This window comes from Pseudomonas trivialis (genome assembly GCF_001439805.1).
Lineage (GTDB): Bacteria > Pseudomonadota > Gammaproteobacteria > Pseudomonadales > Pseudomonadaceae > Aquipseudomonas > Aquipseudomonas trivialis.
Genome location: NZ_JYLK01000017.1, coordinates 1 through 15,606 on the forward strand (window position 1 = coordinate 1; position 15,606 = coordinate 15,606).

At 62.7% G+C, this 15,606-nt stretch carries 12 protein-coding genes and 1 pseudogene; 2 read left to right on the forward strand and 11 right to left on the reverse strand.

From position 1 onward, the window contains the following. Positions 1 to 175 precede the first annotated feature (175 nt). The 5 genes from TU79_RS20815 to proP form a co-directional block, all read right to left on the reverse strand. The gene (locus TU79_RS20815) at positions 176 to 1,885 is read right to left on the reverse strand and encodes an amidase (RefSeq protein ID WP_162276094.1); all 1,710 of its coding nucleotides are present in this window, start codon (positions 1,883 to 1,885) and stop codon (positions 176 to 178) included. Positions 1,886 to 1,960: 75 nt separating this feature from the next. Further along, positions 1,961 to 3,127, reverse strand: a complete 1,167-nt coding sequence (locus tag TU79_RS20820) for a GGDEF domain-containing protein (protein WP_057009762.1) — start codon at positions 3,125 to 3,127, stop codon at positions 1,961 to 1,963. 111 nt (positions 3,128 to 3,238) lie between these two features. After that, positions 3,239 to 4,450 (reverse strand): MFS transporter, encoded by a 1,212-nt coding sequence (locus TU79_RS20825; protein ID WP_057009763.1) that lies wholly within the window; start codon positions 4,448 to 4,450, stop codon positions 3,239 to 3,241. A 96-nt stretch (positions 4,451 to 4,546) separates the two neighbouring features. After that, positions 4,547 to 5,053, reverse strand: a complete 507-nt coding sequence (locus TU79_RS20830; RefSeq protein WP_057009764.1) for a GAF domain-containing protein — start codon at positions 5,051 to 5,053, stop codon at positions 4,547 to 4,549. Between the two features lie 51 nt (positions 5,054 to 5,104). After that, the gene (gene proP, locus TU79_RS20835; protein WP_057009765.1) at positions 5,105 to 6,607 is read right to left on the reverse strand and encodes a glycine betaine/L-proline transporter ProP; all 1,503 of its coding nucleotides are present in this window, start codon (positions 6,605 to 6,607) and stop codon (positions 5,105 to 5,107) included. A 326-nt stretch (positions 6,608 to 6,933) separates the two neighbouring features. On the opposite strand from proP, the gene TU79_RS20840 reads away from it, so the two are divergent. After that, positions 6,934 to 8,337: an MFS transporter gene (locus tag TU79_RS20840; RefSeq protein WP_057009766.1), complete on the forward strand. Its 1,404-nt coding sequence runs from the start codon at positions 6,934 to 6,936 to the stop codon at positions 8,335 to 8,337. Between the two features lie 142 nt (positions 8,338 to 8,479). Here the strand turns inward: TU79_RS20840 and TU79_RS20845 are convergent, their stop codons facing one another. Together TU79_RS20845 and TU79_RS20850 are read right to left on the reverse strand one after the other, a co-directional pair. Continuing rightward, on the reverse strand, positions 8,480 to 9,772 hold the full coding sequence (locus TU79_RS20845) for a PQQ-dependent sugar dehydrogenase (protein WP_057009767.1): 1,293 nt from the start codon (positions 9,770 to 9,772) through the stop codon (positions 8,480 to 8,482). Continuing rightward, on the reverse strand, positions 9,769 to 10,185 hold the full coding sequence (locus tag TU79_RS20850; RefSeq protein WP_057009768.1) for a DUF2231 domain-containing protein: 417 nt from the start codon (positions 10,183 to 10,185) through the stop codon (positions 9,769 to 9,771). Before TU79_RS20850 ends, TU79_RS20845 begins: the two co-directional genes overlap by 4 nt. Positions 10,186 to 10,361: 176 nt before the next feature. Here TU79_RS20850 and TU79_RS20855 point away from each other — a divergent pair, with 176 nt between their 5' ends. Further along, the gene (locus tag TU79_RS20855) at positions 10,362 to 11,399 is read left to right on the forward strand and encodes a UV damage endonuclease UvsE (RefSeq protein ID WP_057009769.1); all 1,038 of its coding nucleotides are present in this window, start codon (positions 10,362 to 10,364) and stop codon (positions 11,397 to 11,399) included. A 56-nt stretch (positions 11,400 to 11,455) separates the two neighbouring features. On the opposite strand, the gene TU79_RS27040 is transcribed toward TU79_RS20855, so the two are convergent. The 4 genes and pseudogenes from TU79_RS27040 to TU79_RS20870 all read right to left on the reverse strand — a co-directional run bounded on the left by TU79_RS27040 (position 11,456) and on the right by TU79_RS20870 (position 15,552). Next, complete coding sequence (locus TU79_RS27040) at positions 11,456 to 12,223, reverse strand: methyl-accepting chemotaxis protein (RefSeq protein WP_414896199.1); 768 nt, start codon at positions 12,221 to 12,223, stop codon at positions 11,456 to 11,458. Between the two features lie 90 nt (positions 12,224 to 12,313). After that, positions 12,314 to 13,408 (reverse strand): annotated as a pseudogene (locus tag TU79_RS27045) (cache domain-containing protein); the annotation flags it as partial. A 168-nt stretch (positions 13,409 to 13,576) separates the two neighbouring features. Then, positions 13,577 to 14,161, reverse strand: coding sequence for a cysteine hydrolase family protein (locus TU79_RS20865; protein ID WP_057009771.1), 585 nt, complete (start codon positions 14,159 to 14,161; stop codon positions 13,577 to 13,579). A 293-nt stretch (positions 14,162 to 14,454) separates the two neighbouring features. Beyond that, the gene (locus TU79_RS20870; protein WP_414896198.1) at positions 14,455 to 15,552 is read right to left on the reverse strand and encodes a methyl-accepting chemotaxis protein; all 1,098 of its coding nucleotides are present in this window, start codon (positions 15,550 to 15,552) and stop codon (positions 14,455 to 14,457) included. Positions 15,553 to 15,606 lie beyond the last annotated feature (54 nt).

The window sequence follows — 15,606 nt, forward strand, 5'->3', positions numbered from 1 at the left end:
GGCGGTGTGGCTGGCGGGCTTGCCCCGCGTTGGGCTGCGAAGCAGCCCCAGTAAAGACGAATGCGCTGTATCAGGCACTCCCTGGGCCTGGTTTTGGGGCTGCTGCGCAGCCCAGCGCGGGGCAAGCCCGCTCGCCACGGTGCGTTTTGCGATCCTCGAATTTGTATTCAGCCTGTCATTCAGTCGCCAGCGGCGGCGTACGCGGCGGCACCCGGCGCTTGCTGCCGATGGCTTCATACGCCGCAGCAAAGCGCAGCAGCGCCGAGTCGTCGTAGGCGCGGCCGGCAAAGGTCAGGCCGACCGGCATGCCGATGTCGGCCATCACGCCCATCGGCACGGTGACGGTGGGCACGCCGAGGTGGCGGATGGCGAGGTTGCCGTTGGCCACCCACACACCGTTGCTCCAGGCGATATCGGCGGACGCTTCGTTCACGTCGGCATCCGCCGGGCCCACGTCGGCCACGGTGGGGAACAGCACGGCGTCGAGTCCGCGTGCGTCCATCCAGTCTTCCAGGTCTACCCGGCGCGTGTGTTCCAGACCGCGCAGGCCATCGGGCAAGGTCGCTATTTCGTTCCAGGGCCTGATGCCGCGCTGCGCCATGCGCACGTATTCGTCCATGCCGGCGGCCAGGTCGTCTTCGCGGTTGGGCAGAGTGCCGGGGTCATGGGGGAAGATCTGCGGGCCGTCCACATCGGCCAGACGGTTGAGCGCCGGGTCATCGTTGGCGCGCAGGAAATCATCGAACGCCCACGCCGACAACTCCCACAATTCATCGTGCAGGAACTCTTTGGATACCAGGCCACGGGTGAACACAGTCGGCGCGCCGGGGCGGTCGCCTTCGCAGTTGGACACCAGCGGGAAATCCACGTCGATCACTTCGGCTCCGGCCGCTTCCAGCGCCTGGCGGGCGGCCTGCCAGAGGTCGATCACCGACGCGCGGGTGTTGATCTTCTGCCCGGTGGGGCCGCCGATGCCGGGTTTTTCACTGGTGCCGGCCTCGGGGTCGGCATTGATGTACATGCGCGGCACGCCAAAGCGTTTGCCGGCCAGGGCGGCGCTGCTGGTAGCGAGTGCCACGTAGGACGCCGGGCGCACCGCGCTGACGCTTGGAATCGGTACCCACGGTTGCAGACGCCACAGGTCGCCACGGGTGTCGGGGTCTTCGGCGACCACCACGTCGAGCACTTCCAGCAGGTCGGCCATGGTGCGCGTGAAGGGCACCACCACGTCCATGGTCGGGGTCAGCGGCCAGTTGCCGCGCACCGAAATTACCCCGCGCGAGGGCGTGTAGGCGCACAGGCCATTATTCGACGCCGGGCCACGCCCGCTCGACCAGGTTTCCTCGGCCAGCCCGAATGCTGCAAAGCTCGCCGCCGTGGCCGTGCCGGCACCGTTGGACGAGCCGGACGCAAAAGGCGCCGTCAGGTAATCGGCGTTGTACGGGCTCTCGGCACGGCCATAAACACCGCGCTGCATACCGCCATTGGCCATCGGCGGCATGTTGGTTTTGCCCAGGCAGATGGCGCCACCGTCACGCAGCCGTTCAATGGTAAAGGCATCACGCTGGGCGACCAGCCTGGCAAACGCCGGGCTGCCGGATGCAGCGGTCAGCCCCTTGACCAGATAACTGTCCTTGGCGGTATAGGGAATGCCATCCAGCGGCCCGAGTGTTTCACCCCTGGCCCGGCGCGCATCGGACGCCTCGGCTTCTTTCAACGCATCAGGGTTGCGCACCACCACGGCGTTCAACGCGGTGGCGGTGTGCGCGCCGTCATAGGCATCGATCCGCGCCAGGTACGCCTTGACCAGTTCAACGGCAGTGGTCCGGCCGGACTCAAGCGCAGCGCGCAATTGGGCAATCGAGACTTCGGTAACTTGCATCAGGTTTTTTTCGCCGCCTTCACGTGGGGGTATGGCGGCAGTCTACGTACAGATATTTCACAGTGCCAGCTTACGACGCTAGCGCAGGCCTCCCGCGCCGGTGCGGTCCACCAGTTGCAGGCTGTCACGCCCGCCGCGCTTGGTTTCGTAGAGCGCGGTGTCGCCCAGTTCGATCACCGCCGCCAGCGAGGCAGGTGGCTGGTCGAACAGGTTGGCGCCGATGCTCAAGGTGACGGGCGCGGGCGTGGTGAAGGCTTGCGCGGCCCGTTGCTGGAACTGCTCACGCAGGTGACTGCCCAGTTCTATGATCTGCTGCGTGGAGGTATTGACCAGCAGGATCACGAACTCATCGCCGCCCAGGCGGGCCGACAGCGCGCCCTGGGGCGTCGCGCTGCGGATCAGTTCGCTCAGGCCGATCAGCAGGCGGTCGCCGGCGGTATGGCCGTAAAGGTCGTTGACCAGCTTGAAGTTGTCGATGTCGATCAGCAGCAGCGCCCCGGGTTGCGTGGACGACACCTTGGCCAGCAGGCGCGGTGCCCGCAGTTCCAGGGCGCGGCGGTTGTAGAGGGCGGTCAGCGGGTCGCGGGCGGCGAGCCGGGCGATCTGCTGTTCGCGGCGATGGCGCTCGGAGCCGGTCATCGACAGCGCAATCAGCATGATCGCCATGGCGCCTTCCACCAGGGAAATCTGGATGATCTCGCCCTTGAATGAAGCCAGGTCGATCAGCGCGCCCGGTATCAACACCGACAGCGCCTTGACCACATAAAACCCGCCGTGAAAGCGCAGCACGTAGCGCAGCTGTACCGCGCCGATGCTCAGCGAACTGCCGTGGGGCCGCAGCAGGTAGCTCGCCCGCAGCGTCGGCAACGCCACCAGCAGCGACTGCACGCCCAGCATGGCCTTGGACCATGGCAGGTCGGCCGGCAGCGCCAGCATGCCGAACCACACCACAAGCATCAGCAACCAGGCCCGCGAAAGCTTCACTTGGGTAAACCGTGCAACGCCAAGCAGAAACAGCACATGCGCGCTCACCAGCATGCCATTGGCCAGCCAGATGCCGATCATTAAAAAGCCGTTGATGCGCAGCAGGGCCAGGGTGGAACCGACGCCGATGGTGGCGAAACCGCTGGCCCAGAACAACAGCGAGGATTCGCGCACGCTGTGCCATTCAATCGCAAGGTAAAGGGCGGCAGCGGCTGCCAGGGCAATGGTCAGTGCCAGAATCGTAGGAGGGTCGAGCGTCATGTTGGTGCCGGGATTGCCTGGGTGTGCGTTCAAAAACGCAATTGTAAGCGCACACGCAGGTTTTTCGGAGCTTTCAGAGTGATGGCTCGATGATATCAGATGGCCGGTTCATCAAACGCCTTTGGTCGACGGCAACAGGATCGTCAAGATGCCCACCAACGGCAGGAACGAGCAGATCTTGTACACGTACTCAATACCGTGATTGTCAGCGAGCAAGCCCAGCAGTGCCGCGCCGATGCCGCTGAAACCGAACATCAGCCCGAAGAACACCCCGGCGATCATTCCCACATTGCCCGGCACCAGCTCCTGGGCGAACACCACAATCGCCGAGAAGGCGGAGGCGAGGACGAAACCGATCACCACGCTGAGCACGGCGGTCCAGAACAGGTCGACGTAGGGCAGGGCGAGGGTGAACGGCGCCGCGCCGAGGATCGAGAACCAGATGACTTTCTTGCGGCCGATCCGGTCGCCAATCGGGCCGCCTGCGAAGGTGCCCACGGCCACGGCGCCGAGGAACAGGAACAGGTACATCTGCGAACTGGACACCGACAGCTGGAATTTTTCGATGAGGTAAAAGGTGAAGTAGCTGGTGAGGCTGGTCATGTAGAAGTATTTGGAAAACACCAGCACTGCCAGCACCACCAGGGCAAAGGTCACGCGGCCTTTGGACAGGCCATGGGTGGCCTTGCCGCCCTGCTTGAGCTTGAACAGGTTGAGGTGGTGGCGGTACCAGCGGCTCAGGCCGTACAGCACCAGAATGGCGAACACGGCAAACAGGCCGAACCAGGCGATATGGGTCTGGCCGTAGGGAATGATGATCGCCGCCGCCAGCAACGGGCCGAAGGCGCTGCCGGTGTTGCCGCCCACCTGGAAGGTCGATTGCGCCAGGCCGTAGCGCCCGCCCGAGGCCAGGCGTGCGACGCGGGACGTTTCCGGGTGGAAGGTCGACGAGCCTACGCCCACCAGCGCCGCCGCCATCAGGATGGCGGGGAAGCTGCCGACAAACGCCAGCATCAGGATACCGACCAGGGTGCACACCATGCCGGCCGGCAGCAGCCAGGGCTTGGGGTGACGGTCAGTGTGGTAGCCGATCCAGGGTTGCAGCAGCGAGGCGGTGAGCTGGAACGTGAGGGTGATCAGGCCGACCTGGGTGAAGCTCAGCCCGTAGTTGGCCTTGAGCATCGGGTAGATCGACGGCAGCACGGCCTGGATCAGGTCGTTGATCAGGTGCGCCAGGGCACAGGCGCCCAACACGCGCATGACCAACGGGCTTATCTGCGGCGCAGGGGCGGCAGCGGAGGGGGTGGCGGTAACGGTCGACATGCAGGCATTCCATACAAGGCAGCTAACAGGGGCTGACAGTACTTCAGCTGGCAGCTCATTTCTAATTGTTTCGAGGCCTGTGCTGCAGGCATGACGTTACTGCTCGGACACCGACAGGTTTGCGTAGAAAATGCAGCCGATCAAGCGTGCGAACAGGCTCAGGGTTTCCGGCAGGTTGGGGTCTTCAAACAGCATCGCGCGCGAATCCAGGGCGCACAGGGCACCGTAGAGACGGCCATCGGGGAGGAAGATCGGCGCGCCGGCGTAGCTTTCAATGTCGAACTGCTTGACCACCGGGCGCACCGCGAAGCGGCCGCTCTTGCTCACTTGCGGGATGAACAGGGCAGTGGGGTTGACGCAGAATTCGCTGCACAGGGTGGTTTCCAGGTCCAGCACGTCGTTGGCGTTGATGCCCATTCCCGAAGGGTCATAGACCGAACAGACCACCCACTCGACGTCGGTGAACTTGGCAATCCCGGCAAAGCGCATGCCGGTCAGGCGGGTGACCAGTTGCAGGATGCTGGTGGTGGCTTCGATTTCGGCAATGGCAGCGCGCTCGTCCGCGCTGAGCAATGATTGTGGGGCGATGACGCTTGGAACCATGTGGAACACTCCAAAGACGTGGCGACCGAGGCCGCCACGTGCAGGCAGGTACTAGTTGATGCGTGGATGCTGTTGTACCAGATTGTTGCGCTTGGCTTCCAGTGCGGCAATCTCGGCATCGATATCTTCGATTTTCTGCTCGATATTATCGTGATGTTCCTGCAACAACTCCTTGGCCTCTTCCATGTCCGAAGCCGCCGGCGCCGCGCCGCGCAGGGGCTTGTTGGCGGTCTCCTTCATGGTCAGGCCGGTGATCAGGCCAATCACGGCGAATACCATCAGATAATAGGCGGGCATGAACAGGTTATTGGTGCTTTCCACCAGCCAGGCCACCGCCGTCGGAGTAACACCCGCGATCAGTACCGACACGTTGAACGCACTGGCCAGGGCGCTGTAGCGCAGGTGAGTGGGGAACATCGCCGGCAAGGTGGAAGCCATCACGCCGATAAAGAAGTTCAGCACCACCGCGAGGATCAACAGGCCGGCGAAGATCAGGCCGGTCTTGCCGCTGGTGATCAGCATGAACGCCGGGATCGACAGCAGCAGCAGGCCGACGCTACCGGCGATGATGAAGGGCTTGCGGCCGATCTTGTCGCTGACAAAGCCGATGAACGGCTGCACGAACAGCATGCCCACCATGATCGCGATGATGATTAGCACGCCGCTGTTTTCGGCGTAGTGCAGGTTATGCGACAGGTAGCTGGGCATGTAGGTGAGCAGCATGTAGTACGTCACGTTGGTGGCCGCGACGATACCGATGCAGGTCAGCAAGCTGCGCCAGTGCTTGGTGGCGATCTCCTTGAACGACACTTTGGGGCCATGGGTCAGGCCTTCGCGGTCGCCCTGTTCGAGCTTGTCGACGTGCTGTTGAAAGGCCGGGGTTTCCTCCAGCGCATGGCGCAGGTAGAGGCCGATCATACCCAGAGGCAGGGCCAGGAAGAACGGCAGGCGCCAGCCCCAGGCTTCGAAGTCCGCCTCACCCAGCACGGTGGAAATCAGCACCACCACGCCCGCGCCCAGCACGAAACCGGCAATCGAGCCGAAATCCAGCCAACTGCCGAGGAAACCGCGCTTGCGGTCCGGGGCGTATTCGGCGACGAAAATCGACGCGCCGGTGTATTCACCGCCCACCGAGAAGCCCTGGGCCATTTTGCAGAGCAGCAGCAGGATCGGTGCCCAGATGCCGATGGAGGCATAGCCGGGAATCAGGCCGATGGCGAACGTGCTCAGGGACATGATCACGATGGTGGCGGCGAGGACTTTCTGTCGTCCGTATTTGTCACCCAACGCGCCGAAGAACAGGCCGCCCAGTGGACGAATCAGGAAGGGTACGGAGAACGTGGCCAGGGCTGCGATCATTTGCACGCTGGGGGAGGCGTCCGGGAAGAACACCTTGCCAAGCACATAGGCGACGAACCCATACACGCCAAAGTCGAACCACTCCATGGCATTGCCCAGCGCGGCGGCGGTGATTGCCTTGCGCATCTTGGCATCGTCGACAATGGTGATGTCTTTCAAACCGATGGGTTTGACGCTTTTCTTACGTAGTTTCATGCGGGCCACTCTAAACAGAACAGGGGGGGTGCCATCGTTGCAGTGGCACCGCTGTGCTGCTTCAGATACACGCGGACACGAAATAATTCACCTTGTTGCATATTTTTTTGCCTTTCCCGCCTGCAGGCGCGACGGCAGTGGCGTGATGCGTGGATGTCATCCTACAACCGAATATGGCTGAGTTATTTCATACCCCTTTAAATCCTTGCCCATTCGGCAATATTTCAGATTGACACCCTGTAGGCGTCCCGATATAAAAGCCACAGTTGTACGACGACATATGACGTTACATATGTCTTACCTAACAAAAATAAAAAAGTGATGCCATGAATCTGAACGAGCCCATCAGTGCCCATCGTGTCGGCCAGGCGGTCGGCAACTATCGCTGGACCATCTGCGCGATGCTGTTCTTCGCCACCACCGTCAACTACCTCGACCGCCAGGTGCTCAGCCTGCTGGCGCCGCAGTTGTCGACGCAATTTGGCTGGAGCAACACCGACTACGCCAACATCGCGGCGGTGTTCCAGTTTGTCTACGCGATTTCGATGCTGTTTGCCGGACGTTTCGTCGACAAAATCGGCACCAAGGCGGCCTACGTCATCGCCATCGGCATCTGGTCCAGCGGTGCCATCCTGCACGCGTTTGCAGTGCCGATGGGTGAGGGGATTGCGGCGGTCAGCGGCGCAATAGGCCTGGCGGTGATCCCGGTGTCGATTGCCGGTTTCATGCTGGCGCGTGCGGTGCTGGCAATTGGCGAGGCGGGTAACTTCCCGATTGCCATCAAGGCCACCGCCGAATACTTCCCGAAAAAGGAGCGCTCGTTCGCCACCGGTATCTTCAACTCGGGTGCCAACGTGGGCGCGATCCTGGCGCCGATCTGCGTGCCGCTGATTGCCGGTATGTGGGGATGGGAGGCGGCCTTCATGGTGATCGGCATGCTCGGCTTCGTGTGGGTGGCGATCTGGGCCGCCGTGTATGAAAAACCGGACCAGCAAAAACGCCTGTCGGCCGAAGAGCTGGCCTACATCCGCAGTGACCAGACCGTCCAGCCGCTCACCCCGGCGCCTGCCGGCAGCGTCGCGAAGAAAGTCTCCTGGTTCAAATTGCTCACCTACCGCCAGACCTGGGCCTTTGCCTTCGGCAAGTTCATGACCGACGGCGTATGGTGGTTCTTCCTGTTCTGGCTGCCCACCTACCTGTCGGCGCAATACGGCATGAAAGGCGCAGATATCGTGATGCCACTGGCCGTGTTGTACAGCATGACCATGGTCGGCAGCATCGGCGGTGGCTGGTTCCCCAGCTATTTCATGGCCCGAGGCGACGCACCATACGACGGGCGCATGAAAGCCATGCTGGTGATCGCGCTGTTTCCGCTGGTGGTATTGCTCGCGCAGCCGCTGGGTTACATCAGCTTCTGGGTGCCGGTATTGCTGATTGGCGTGGGGGCGTCGGCGCACCAGGCGTGGTCGTGCAACATCTTCACCACCGTGTCCGACATGTTCCCGCAGAAGACCGTGGCCTCGGTGGTCGGCATCGGCGGCATGGCCGGCGGCCTGGGCGGTGTGGTGATGACCAAGATCGGCGGCTGGGTGTTTGACTATTACAAGTCGATCAATGACATCCACACCGGCTACATGATCATGTTCGCGATCTGTGCGCTGGCGTACCTGGTGGCGTGGAGCGTGATGAAGACGCTGGTGCCGCGCCACAAGGAAATCACGGACCTCTAAAAGCGGCGGTGATCAAGTGTGGGAGGGGGCTTGCTCCCGATGGCGGTGGGTCAGTCAACTGATAATTGACTGAAACACCGCCATCGGGAGCAAGCCCCCTCCCACATTTTTGATCTCCGTTTATCAGAGGGAGATCACCAGGTTACGGGTTGCGCGTGACTCGCCAGATGGTATTGGCCAGGTCGTCGGCAATGATCAGCGCGCCCTTGGGGTCGACCGTCACGCCCACCGGGCGGCCGCGGGTCTTGCCGTCATCGCCGCGAAAGCCGGTGGCGAAATCAATCGGCTCACCGGACGGCTTGCCATTGCTGAACGGCACGAAGATCACCTTGTAGCCCACCGGGTTGGGACGGTTCCAGCTGCCGTGTTCGCCGACGAATACGCCGTCGGCAAATTTCTCGCCCATGGCAGGGATGGAAAAGTCCACGCCCAGCGCCGCCACGTGGGAGCCGAGGCTGTAATCCGGCTTGATCGCAGCGGCCACCTTGGCCGGGTTCTGCGGTTGCGCACGTGGGTCGACGTTCTGCCCCCAGTAGCTGTAAGGCCAGCCGTAGAAGGCGCCTTCACGCACCGAAGTCAGGTAGTCCGGCACCAGGTCCGGGCCCAGTTCGTCGCGTTCGTTGACCACCGTCCACAATTGCCCGGAACCCGGCTGAATGGTCAGCGCGGTCGGGTTGCGCAGGCCGGTGGCGTAAGGCTTGTGTGCGCCGGTGGCGGCGTCGATCTGCCAGACCATCGCGCGGTCGATTTCCACTTCCATGCCACGTTCGGTCACGTTGCTGTTGGAGCCGATGCCCACGTAGAGCTGGCGCCCGTCCTCGCTCACGGCCAGGGACTTGGTCCAGTGGTGGTTGATCTGCGCCGGCAGGTCGGTGACTTTGGTCGGTGCGCCGCTGGCTTTGGTCTGGCCGTCGGCATAGTCGAAGCTCACCAGCGCATCCTGATTGGCCACATAGAGCTTGCCGTTGGCGAAAGCCAGGCCGTAGGGCGCGTTGAGGTTGTCGGCAAACACGGTCTTGAGTTCGTATTTGCCATCGCCGTCCGCATCGCGCAGCAGGGTGATGCGGTTGCCGCTCTTGACCTTGGTGTTGCCCTCGGCCTTGATCAGGCTGGCAATCACGTCCTTGGGCTTGAGCTTGGCCGCGCTGCCGCCGCGACCTTCGGCCACGAGGATGTCACCGTTGGGCAGCACCAGGGTCTGGCGTGGGATCGCGAGGTCCGTGGCAATGGCGGTCACGCTGAAGCCCTCGGGCACCGTGGGCTTGCGGTCGCCCCAGGGGGTCGGCTCGGCAATCTTCATGCTCGGCAGCAGGCTGCTTTGCTGTTCCGGCAACTTGGGGTCCGGGCCGCGGGCCTGGGTCTTGTCGCCTTCGCCACCGCAGGCAGCCAGCAGCAGTGCGGCGCTCAATAAAGTGAGGGTGTGGGCCGTTTTCATTTGCCACCTCCGGCGCGCAGGCCAATCCAGGTTGCCGCGAGGGTCAGCAGCAGCACGATGGCCGATAGCACCAGGCCGGCGGGCATGGCGGCGTAGGCGTCCTTGGCGTGTTGGAAGGCATTGACCAGGCCCAGAATCCAGGTGACCAGCAACAGCAAAACGTACAGCACCGGTGCCCCGGCCTTGCGCTCGGCGCGTACCAGGTTGACCAGCGCGCACAGCAGCGCCAAGCCGCAGAATACCAGCGCACCGGCGATCAGCCAGGAGGCAAAGTTGGCCCACTGAATCTGGAAAGTCTGGGTGTAGGCAATGTCACTGAGCAGGGCGCCGAGAAACAGCGGCACGGTGCCGGCGAGCAAGGTCGCATGCAGCGGCCCGGGGGTTATGCGTTGATACGCGGGAAGGGTAGTCATGGGGGAACGGCTCCTTGTTGTACAACGCCCCAGGTTCGGGGCAGCGCATAGGAAAGGAACGCAGCGTTTGTCTGAAAGTTCAGCTCATCTCGTGTCTAAATATTATGAACCGCCAGGGTCAGTCGCCTGCCCAACACCTTACACTTCCGCCCAATACTTCCATGCCAGGCCCTTCCATGACCCACCCCCGTATTGGTTTCGCGTGCCAGTACAAGCATCCCGAACGCCTGCTCTCCAACAGCGCCCTCAAGCTGATTGAGGGCCCGTACAACCCGCGTACCACCACGTTGCGCTGGATGGACGGCGTGGCCCCCGAGGTCGCCCGTGCCAGGCTGGTCGAGGTGGTCACCCACAACCTGGCGGCGCAACTGCGCCTGCTGGCCTACGTTGCCGAACTGCCGCCGACCCTGCGCATGCTGCGCTTGAGCAGCGATCTGCTGCCGTTTTACAGCCACCCGAAAGTCGCCGCCGTCTACCAGGACCCGGCCATTGCCAGCCAATTGCTCGAAGGCTTCGCCGCCATTGGCGATCTGGCGCGTGCGTCGGACATTCGGCTGTCATTCCACCCCGGCCAGTACTGCGTGCTCGGCTCGGAAAATCCCGGCGTGGTGGAAAACAGCCTGGCCGAATTCGAATACCACGCCGACATGATCCGCATGATGGGCTACGGCCGTCGCTTCCAGGACCTCAAGTGCAACGTGCACATCGCCGGTCGCCTGGGCGTGGAGGGCACGCGGGCGGTGTGGTCACGGTTATCGGAAGTGGCGCGCAACTGCATTACGTTCGAAAACGACGAAAAGACCTACGGCCTCGATCACTGCCTGCAAGTGGCCGACCTGGCGCCGGTGGTGCTGGATATTCATCACTGCTGGATCAACGAAAACGACTACATCGACCCCGATTCGCCACGGGTTGCCCGCGTGATCGAAAGCTGGCGCGGTGTGCGCCCTGCCATGCATTACTCCCAGCCTCAGGAGGTACTGCAGGAAATGGGCTTTGACGCCGAACACAAACTGGAGATGGACGCCTTGCTGAAAGTGGTCTCCAAGCGCGACCTGTACGCCCACAGCGCGCAAATGTGGAACCGCTGGACCAACGATTACGCGCTGCAGTTTTTTGATCGTTTCGACATCATGCTCGAAGCCAAAGACAAGAATGTGGCGGCGCTGGCGTTTTACGAGCATTTCAAAAAAAGCTCAGCGGCCTCCAACTGACACAGCTTCTCCGTGATGAGTGGGCGTGTTGTGGCGAGCGAACGGTTGATCAGTCCCTAGGACTTGAACCGTCCCACCAACCCATTCAACTCCTCCGACAGTTGCGACAGCCGACCCGAGTCGTCCTGCGCCGAATGGGCCAGGCTTTCCACCAGCCGTGCTTCGTCGTAGATCTGCTGGATATGCCGGTTGATCTCTTCGGCCACGCTGTGTTGCTCTTCGGCGGCGGCGGAGATCTGCAGGTTCTGGTCGCGGATTTCGTTGACCGAGGTCTGGATGCCTTCGAAGCTGTCGCGCGCGCTTTCGATGGACGACACGCTGGCGCGGGACAAGTCCATGCAGCTGTTCATCTTCTGCGTGACTTCCTCGGTCTTGCTGCCGAGGGAGCCCAGCAGGTGCTCGATTTCGCCGGTGGAGTCGGACGTGCGTTTGGCCAGCGCGCGCACTTCATCAGCGACTACCGCAAAGCCACGGCCCTGGTCACCGGCCCGGGCGGCTTCGATGGCGGCGTTGAGCGCCAGCAGGTTGGTCTGTTCGGCAATCGCGCGGATGGTGCCGAGAATCTGGTTGATGCTGCGGCTGCCGGCTTCCAGCTCGACCATGGCCTGGGACGATTCGCTCAGGCGCCGGCCCAGGCGGTTGACGTTGTCGGTGGTCACTTCGATCTGCTGCTTGCCCTCGGCGACACGGCGGTGACCGTTTTCGGCCGACTCGGCCGCGCCGCTGCAGGAGCGCGCCACCTCGTTGGCGGTGGCGACCATTTCATTGAACGCGGTCGACACCAGCTCCACAGCCTCGCGCTGGCGCCCGGCCGCCTCGTTCATGTTGTGCGCCACTTCGCTGTTGACCCGTGAGGCGTCCTGCAAATTGGTCGATGCCGAGCCGATGCGCTGGATCAGATGGCGAATCGCGGCAAGAAACTTGTTGAACCAGCCGGCCAGTTCGGCGGTTTCATCCTTGCCCTGGATCTGCAGGTCATGACGCAGGTCACCTTCGCCCTCGGCGATCGATTGCAAGCCACTGCTGACCTGGCCGATCGGCTTGACGATCACCTTGGAAAACGCCGCCGCGAGCAACCCGAAGATCAGCACCAGCACCACCACGATGACGGCGGTGATGTAAGTCATGCGGGTCGCGGCCGCCATCACTTCGTTGTATTCGATCAGCCCCACATAACGCCAGCCAAGACCGGGCGAGGTCCAGATGTTGGCCATGTAGCGCACGCCGTCGATCACCACGTCGGTGGAACCCTGAGGGGTGTTGGCCAACTGCGCGTACGGTGCGCCGAGGTCCTTGAGCGGTTTGAAGTTGTGCGCGGCGTTGCGCGGGTCCACCAGCACCACGCCGTCTTCGATCAGCATCACGTAGCCGCTGTCTCCCAGCTTGATGCTCTTGACCAGCTCGGTGAGGTTTTTCAGCGACACACTCACCACGAACACGCCCTTGGGCTTGCCGGCGTTATCCAGCAACGTGCGCGCGGTGCCCACCAGGGCCACGTCGTCTTTATCGTAATAGTAAGCCGGGGTGCGCACGGTCTTGCCGGGGCTGGCCATGGCGGCCTTGTACCACGGGCGCGCGCGCGGATCGTATTTGGCCAGTTGCGGATCGTCAGGCCATTTGACGTAGGTGCCATCCTCAAGGCCAATGGACAAGATGGCCGCCGCGGGGTGAGTGGTGCCAAAGCGCGCAAACTGCTCAATCACGCGCTGTGCCTGGGGCGGCATGGGTTGGCTGGCCGCATCGGCGCCCTGGTAGTTCTTCAGCGTGTCGACAGAGGTGTATACAGGGTCGGCGGCCATTTGGTCGACGTTCTGCACCGTGCCATCAAAGAACTGCCGGATATTGCCATCGATCTGGCGAATCTCGCGGGTGCTGCCATCGATGAACTGATCGACCGCCTCAGTCCGTGTGTTCATGACGGAGATCACCGCGACCAGACTGACCGGGATAAAAGCGACGCAGACAAACGCGAGCACCAGCTTGTTCTTTATTTTCATGAAGACGACCATCAGCGGGGAGGGCGGCCAAATCGTCTGCCCGGTGCGGACACGGCGACTTGATTTCACTGACTGTTTCGGCCTGAGGGTGGTAAAGCTTTAGCGTTATTTTGTGTACAAATCGTCTTCGTTCGAGTACTTCCGCCCGACTGGGATCAGCCCGTGGCTTCACCCAATCGATTAGACACCTTCGCGAAATGCCTCACGACTTCTGGTCAGGATCGCACCGGCCTCCACAATTGTGGCGTAGTCCATCGCCAGGTTGCTTAGCGAAAGGGCGTGCACGTCCTCGGCGGGCCAGAGGCGTCCGGATAAATCGGACTGGTTGAAGGTGTAACAGGCGTCTGAAACCACCGTTACGTCGAACCCCAGGTTACCGCCCGAGCGGGCTGTGGCCTCGACGGAGTTGTTGGTGATCACGCCGACAATCACCAATTGCCTGATCGATCGCGTATGCAGCCAGCGCTCAAGACCCGTGTGGATGAATGCATCCGGAACATTCTTTTCCAGCACATGTTCAAGTGCGAGCGGTTGCAATGCGGCTTGGAATTCGCAGCCAGTCTGTCCTGGCCAGAATACCGAAGTGGGTGAACGGGACATGTGCCGTACATGCACGACAGGGCGACCTGACTGGCGCCATGCGCTTAGCAGGCGCTGGATGTTTGATTCTGCGTCGGGATTATTGCGTCGCCCGAGCGCTGGCGAGTGCATGCCTTTCTGCATGTCGATGATGACCAATGCTGCGTTTGGGGCTAATGGGTCCATGGCACATTCCTTGGTTTGTCAGTCGCGAAACATAGCTCAGCCATTTCGAGTTGTGGTGGATTAAAAGATCTGCCTGACAAACTGGCTACCCCATGGCTAGCGAGCTTATTGTGGCGAGCGGGCTTGCCCCGCGTTGGGGTGCGAAGCGCCCCCATCAAGACCGAGTGCGGTGGGCCAGAGACGACTTAGACACAGGTTTTGGGGCTGCTGAGCAGCCCAACGCGGGGCAAGCCCGCTCGCCACAGGGGGCGGGCTCGACTGAGATTCTGGCTGACCTGCTCCTCAGCCGCGTCTCAGCGATTGAACCGCTCAACCAGCGCGTACTGCGTGGCCGCGGTGTTGGTCAGTTCCTTGCTCAGGTCGGTCGATTGATGGGCTTGCAGCGAGGTCTGGTCGGCCAGTTCGGCGATGGTGGTGATGTTGCGGCTGATCTCTTCGGCGACTGCGCTTTGCTCCTCGGTGGCGGCGGCGATCTGGGTGGTCATGTTGGTGATATTGGCCACCGCTTCGCTGATGCCGACCAGCGCCTGGTCGGCTTCGAGCACCCGGGCCACGCCTTCCTCGGCCTGGCGGTGGCCGTTCTGCATGCTGCTGACCGCGTTATTGGACGAGGCCTGAAGCTGGGTGATCAGCGCATGGATCTGCGTGGTCGATTGCGAGGTGCGTTGCGCCAGCTGGCGCACTTCGTCGGCCACCACGGCAAAGCCGCGGCCTTGCTCGCCGGCGCGCGCCGCTTCGATGGCGGCGTTGAGGGCCAGCAGGTTGGTCTGGTCGGCGATGCCTTTGATCACATCGACCACACTGCCGATTTCGTCGCTGTCGCGGGCCAGCTGCGCGACGGTGGCGCCGGTTTCGCCGACCACGGCGGACAACCGCTCGATGGCTTCACGGGTATCGCGCGCCACTTCGCGACCGCGACCGGTGAGCACATTGGCTTGCTGGGTGGCGTCGGCGGTGCGTTGCACGTGACTGGCGACTTCCTGGGTGGTGGCCGCCATCTGGTTGACCGCTGCCGAGACCTGTTCGGTTTCGACGCGCTGGCGGTCCAGGCCCTGGGCGCTGGCGGTGGCCAACTGGTCGGACTGGCCGGCGAGGGCGCTGAGCTGCTCGGCGCTGTCCTGCAGGCGCGTCAGGCAGGTTTTCAGGCGCGCGGTCTGGCTGAGGAACGCGGTTTCCAAACGTGCCTGAGGCCCGCGCGCGTCGCTGTACATCTGCGCGATCAACGCATCCGACGTCGACGGCTCCACACCCGCCAGCAGGCGCAGGGTGCTGCCTTGGCGCCAGCGCGCGCAGAGCACGCCCACCGGCACGGCCACGGCCAGCGCAACGGCAATCGCCACCGGGGCGCTGAGAGACAGCCCGGCCACGCTGCCGGCAAGGCCCGTTGCCATGTACGGCACGCACGCCACGGCCGCCGGCAGCCAGGCATCCTGACGCGGCACGCC

Coding starts and splice junctions, on each gene's coding strand:
- TU79_RS20850 (WP_057009768.1), bottom strand. CDS start 10,185: ATGACTACCCTTCCCGCGTATCAACGCATAACCCCCGGGCCGCTGCAT.
- TU79_RS20825 (WP_057009763.1), bottom strand. CDS start 4,450: ATGTCGACCGTTACCGCCACCCCCTCCGCTGCCGCCCCTGCGCCGCAG.
- TU79_RS20830 (WP_057009764.1), bottom strand. CDS start 5,053: ATGGTTCCAAGCGTCATCGCCCCACAATCATTGCTCAGCGCGGACGAG.
- TU79_RS20840 (WP_057009766.1), top strand. CDS start 6,934: ATGAATCTGAACGAGCCCATCAGTGCCCATCGTGTCGGCCAGGCGGTC.
- proP (WP_057009765.1), bottom strand. CDS start 6,607: ATGAAACTACGTAAGAAAAGCGTCAAACCCATCGGTTTGAAAGACATC.
- TU79_RS20870 (WP_414896198.1), bottom strand. CDS start 15,552: ATGGCAACGGGCCTTGCCGGCAGCGTGGCCGGGCTGTCTCTCAGCGCC.
- TU79_RS20845 (WP_057009767.1), bottom strand. CDS start 9,772: ATGAAAACGGCCCACACCCTCACTTTATTGAGCGCCGCACTGCTGCTG.
- TU79_RS20865 (WP_057009771.1), bottom strand. CDS start 14,161: ATGGACCCATTAGCCCCAAACGCAGCATTGGTCATCATCGACATGCAG.
- TU79_RS20855 (WP_057009769.1), top strand. CDS start 10,362: ATGACCCACCCCCGTATTGGTTTCGCGTGCCAGTACAAGCATCCCGAA.
- TU79_RS20820 (WP_057009762.1), bottom strand. CDS start 3,127: ATGACGCTCGACCCTCCTACGATTCTGGCACTGACCATTGCCCTGGCA.
- TU79_RS27040 (WP_414896199.1), bottom strand. CDS start 12,223: ATGAACGAGGCGGCCGGGCGCCAGCGCGAGGCTGTGGAGCTGGTGTCG.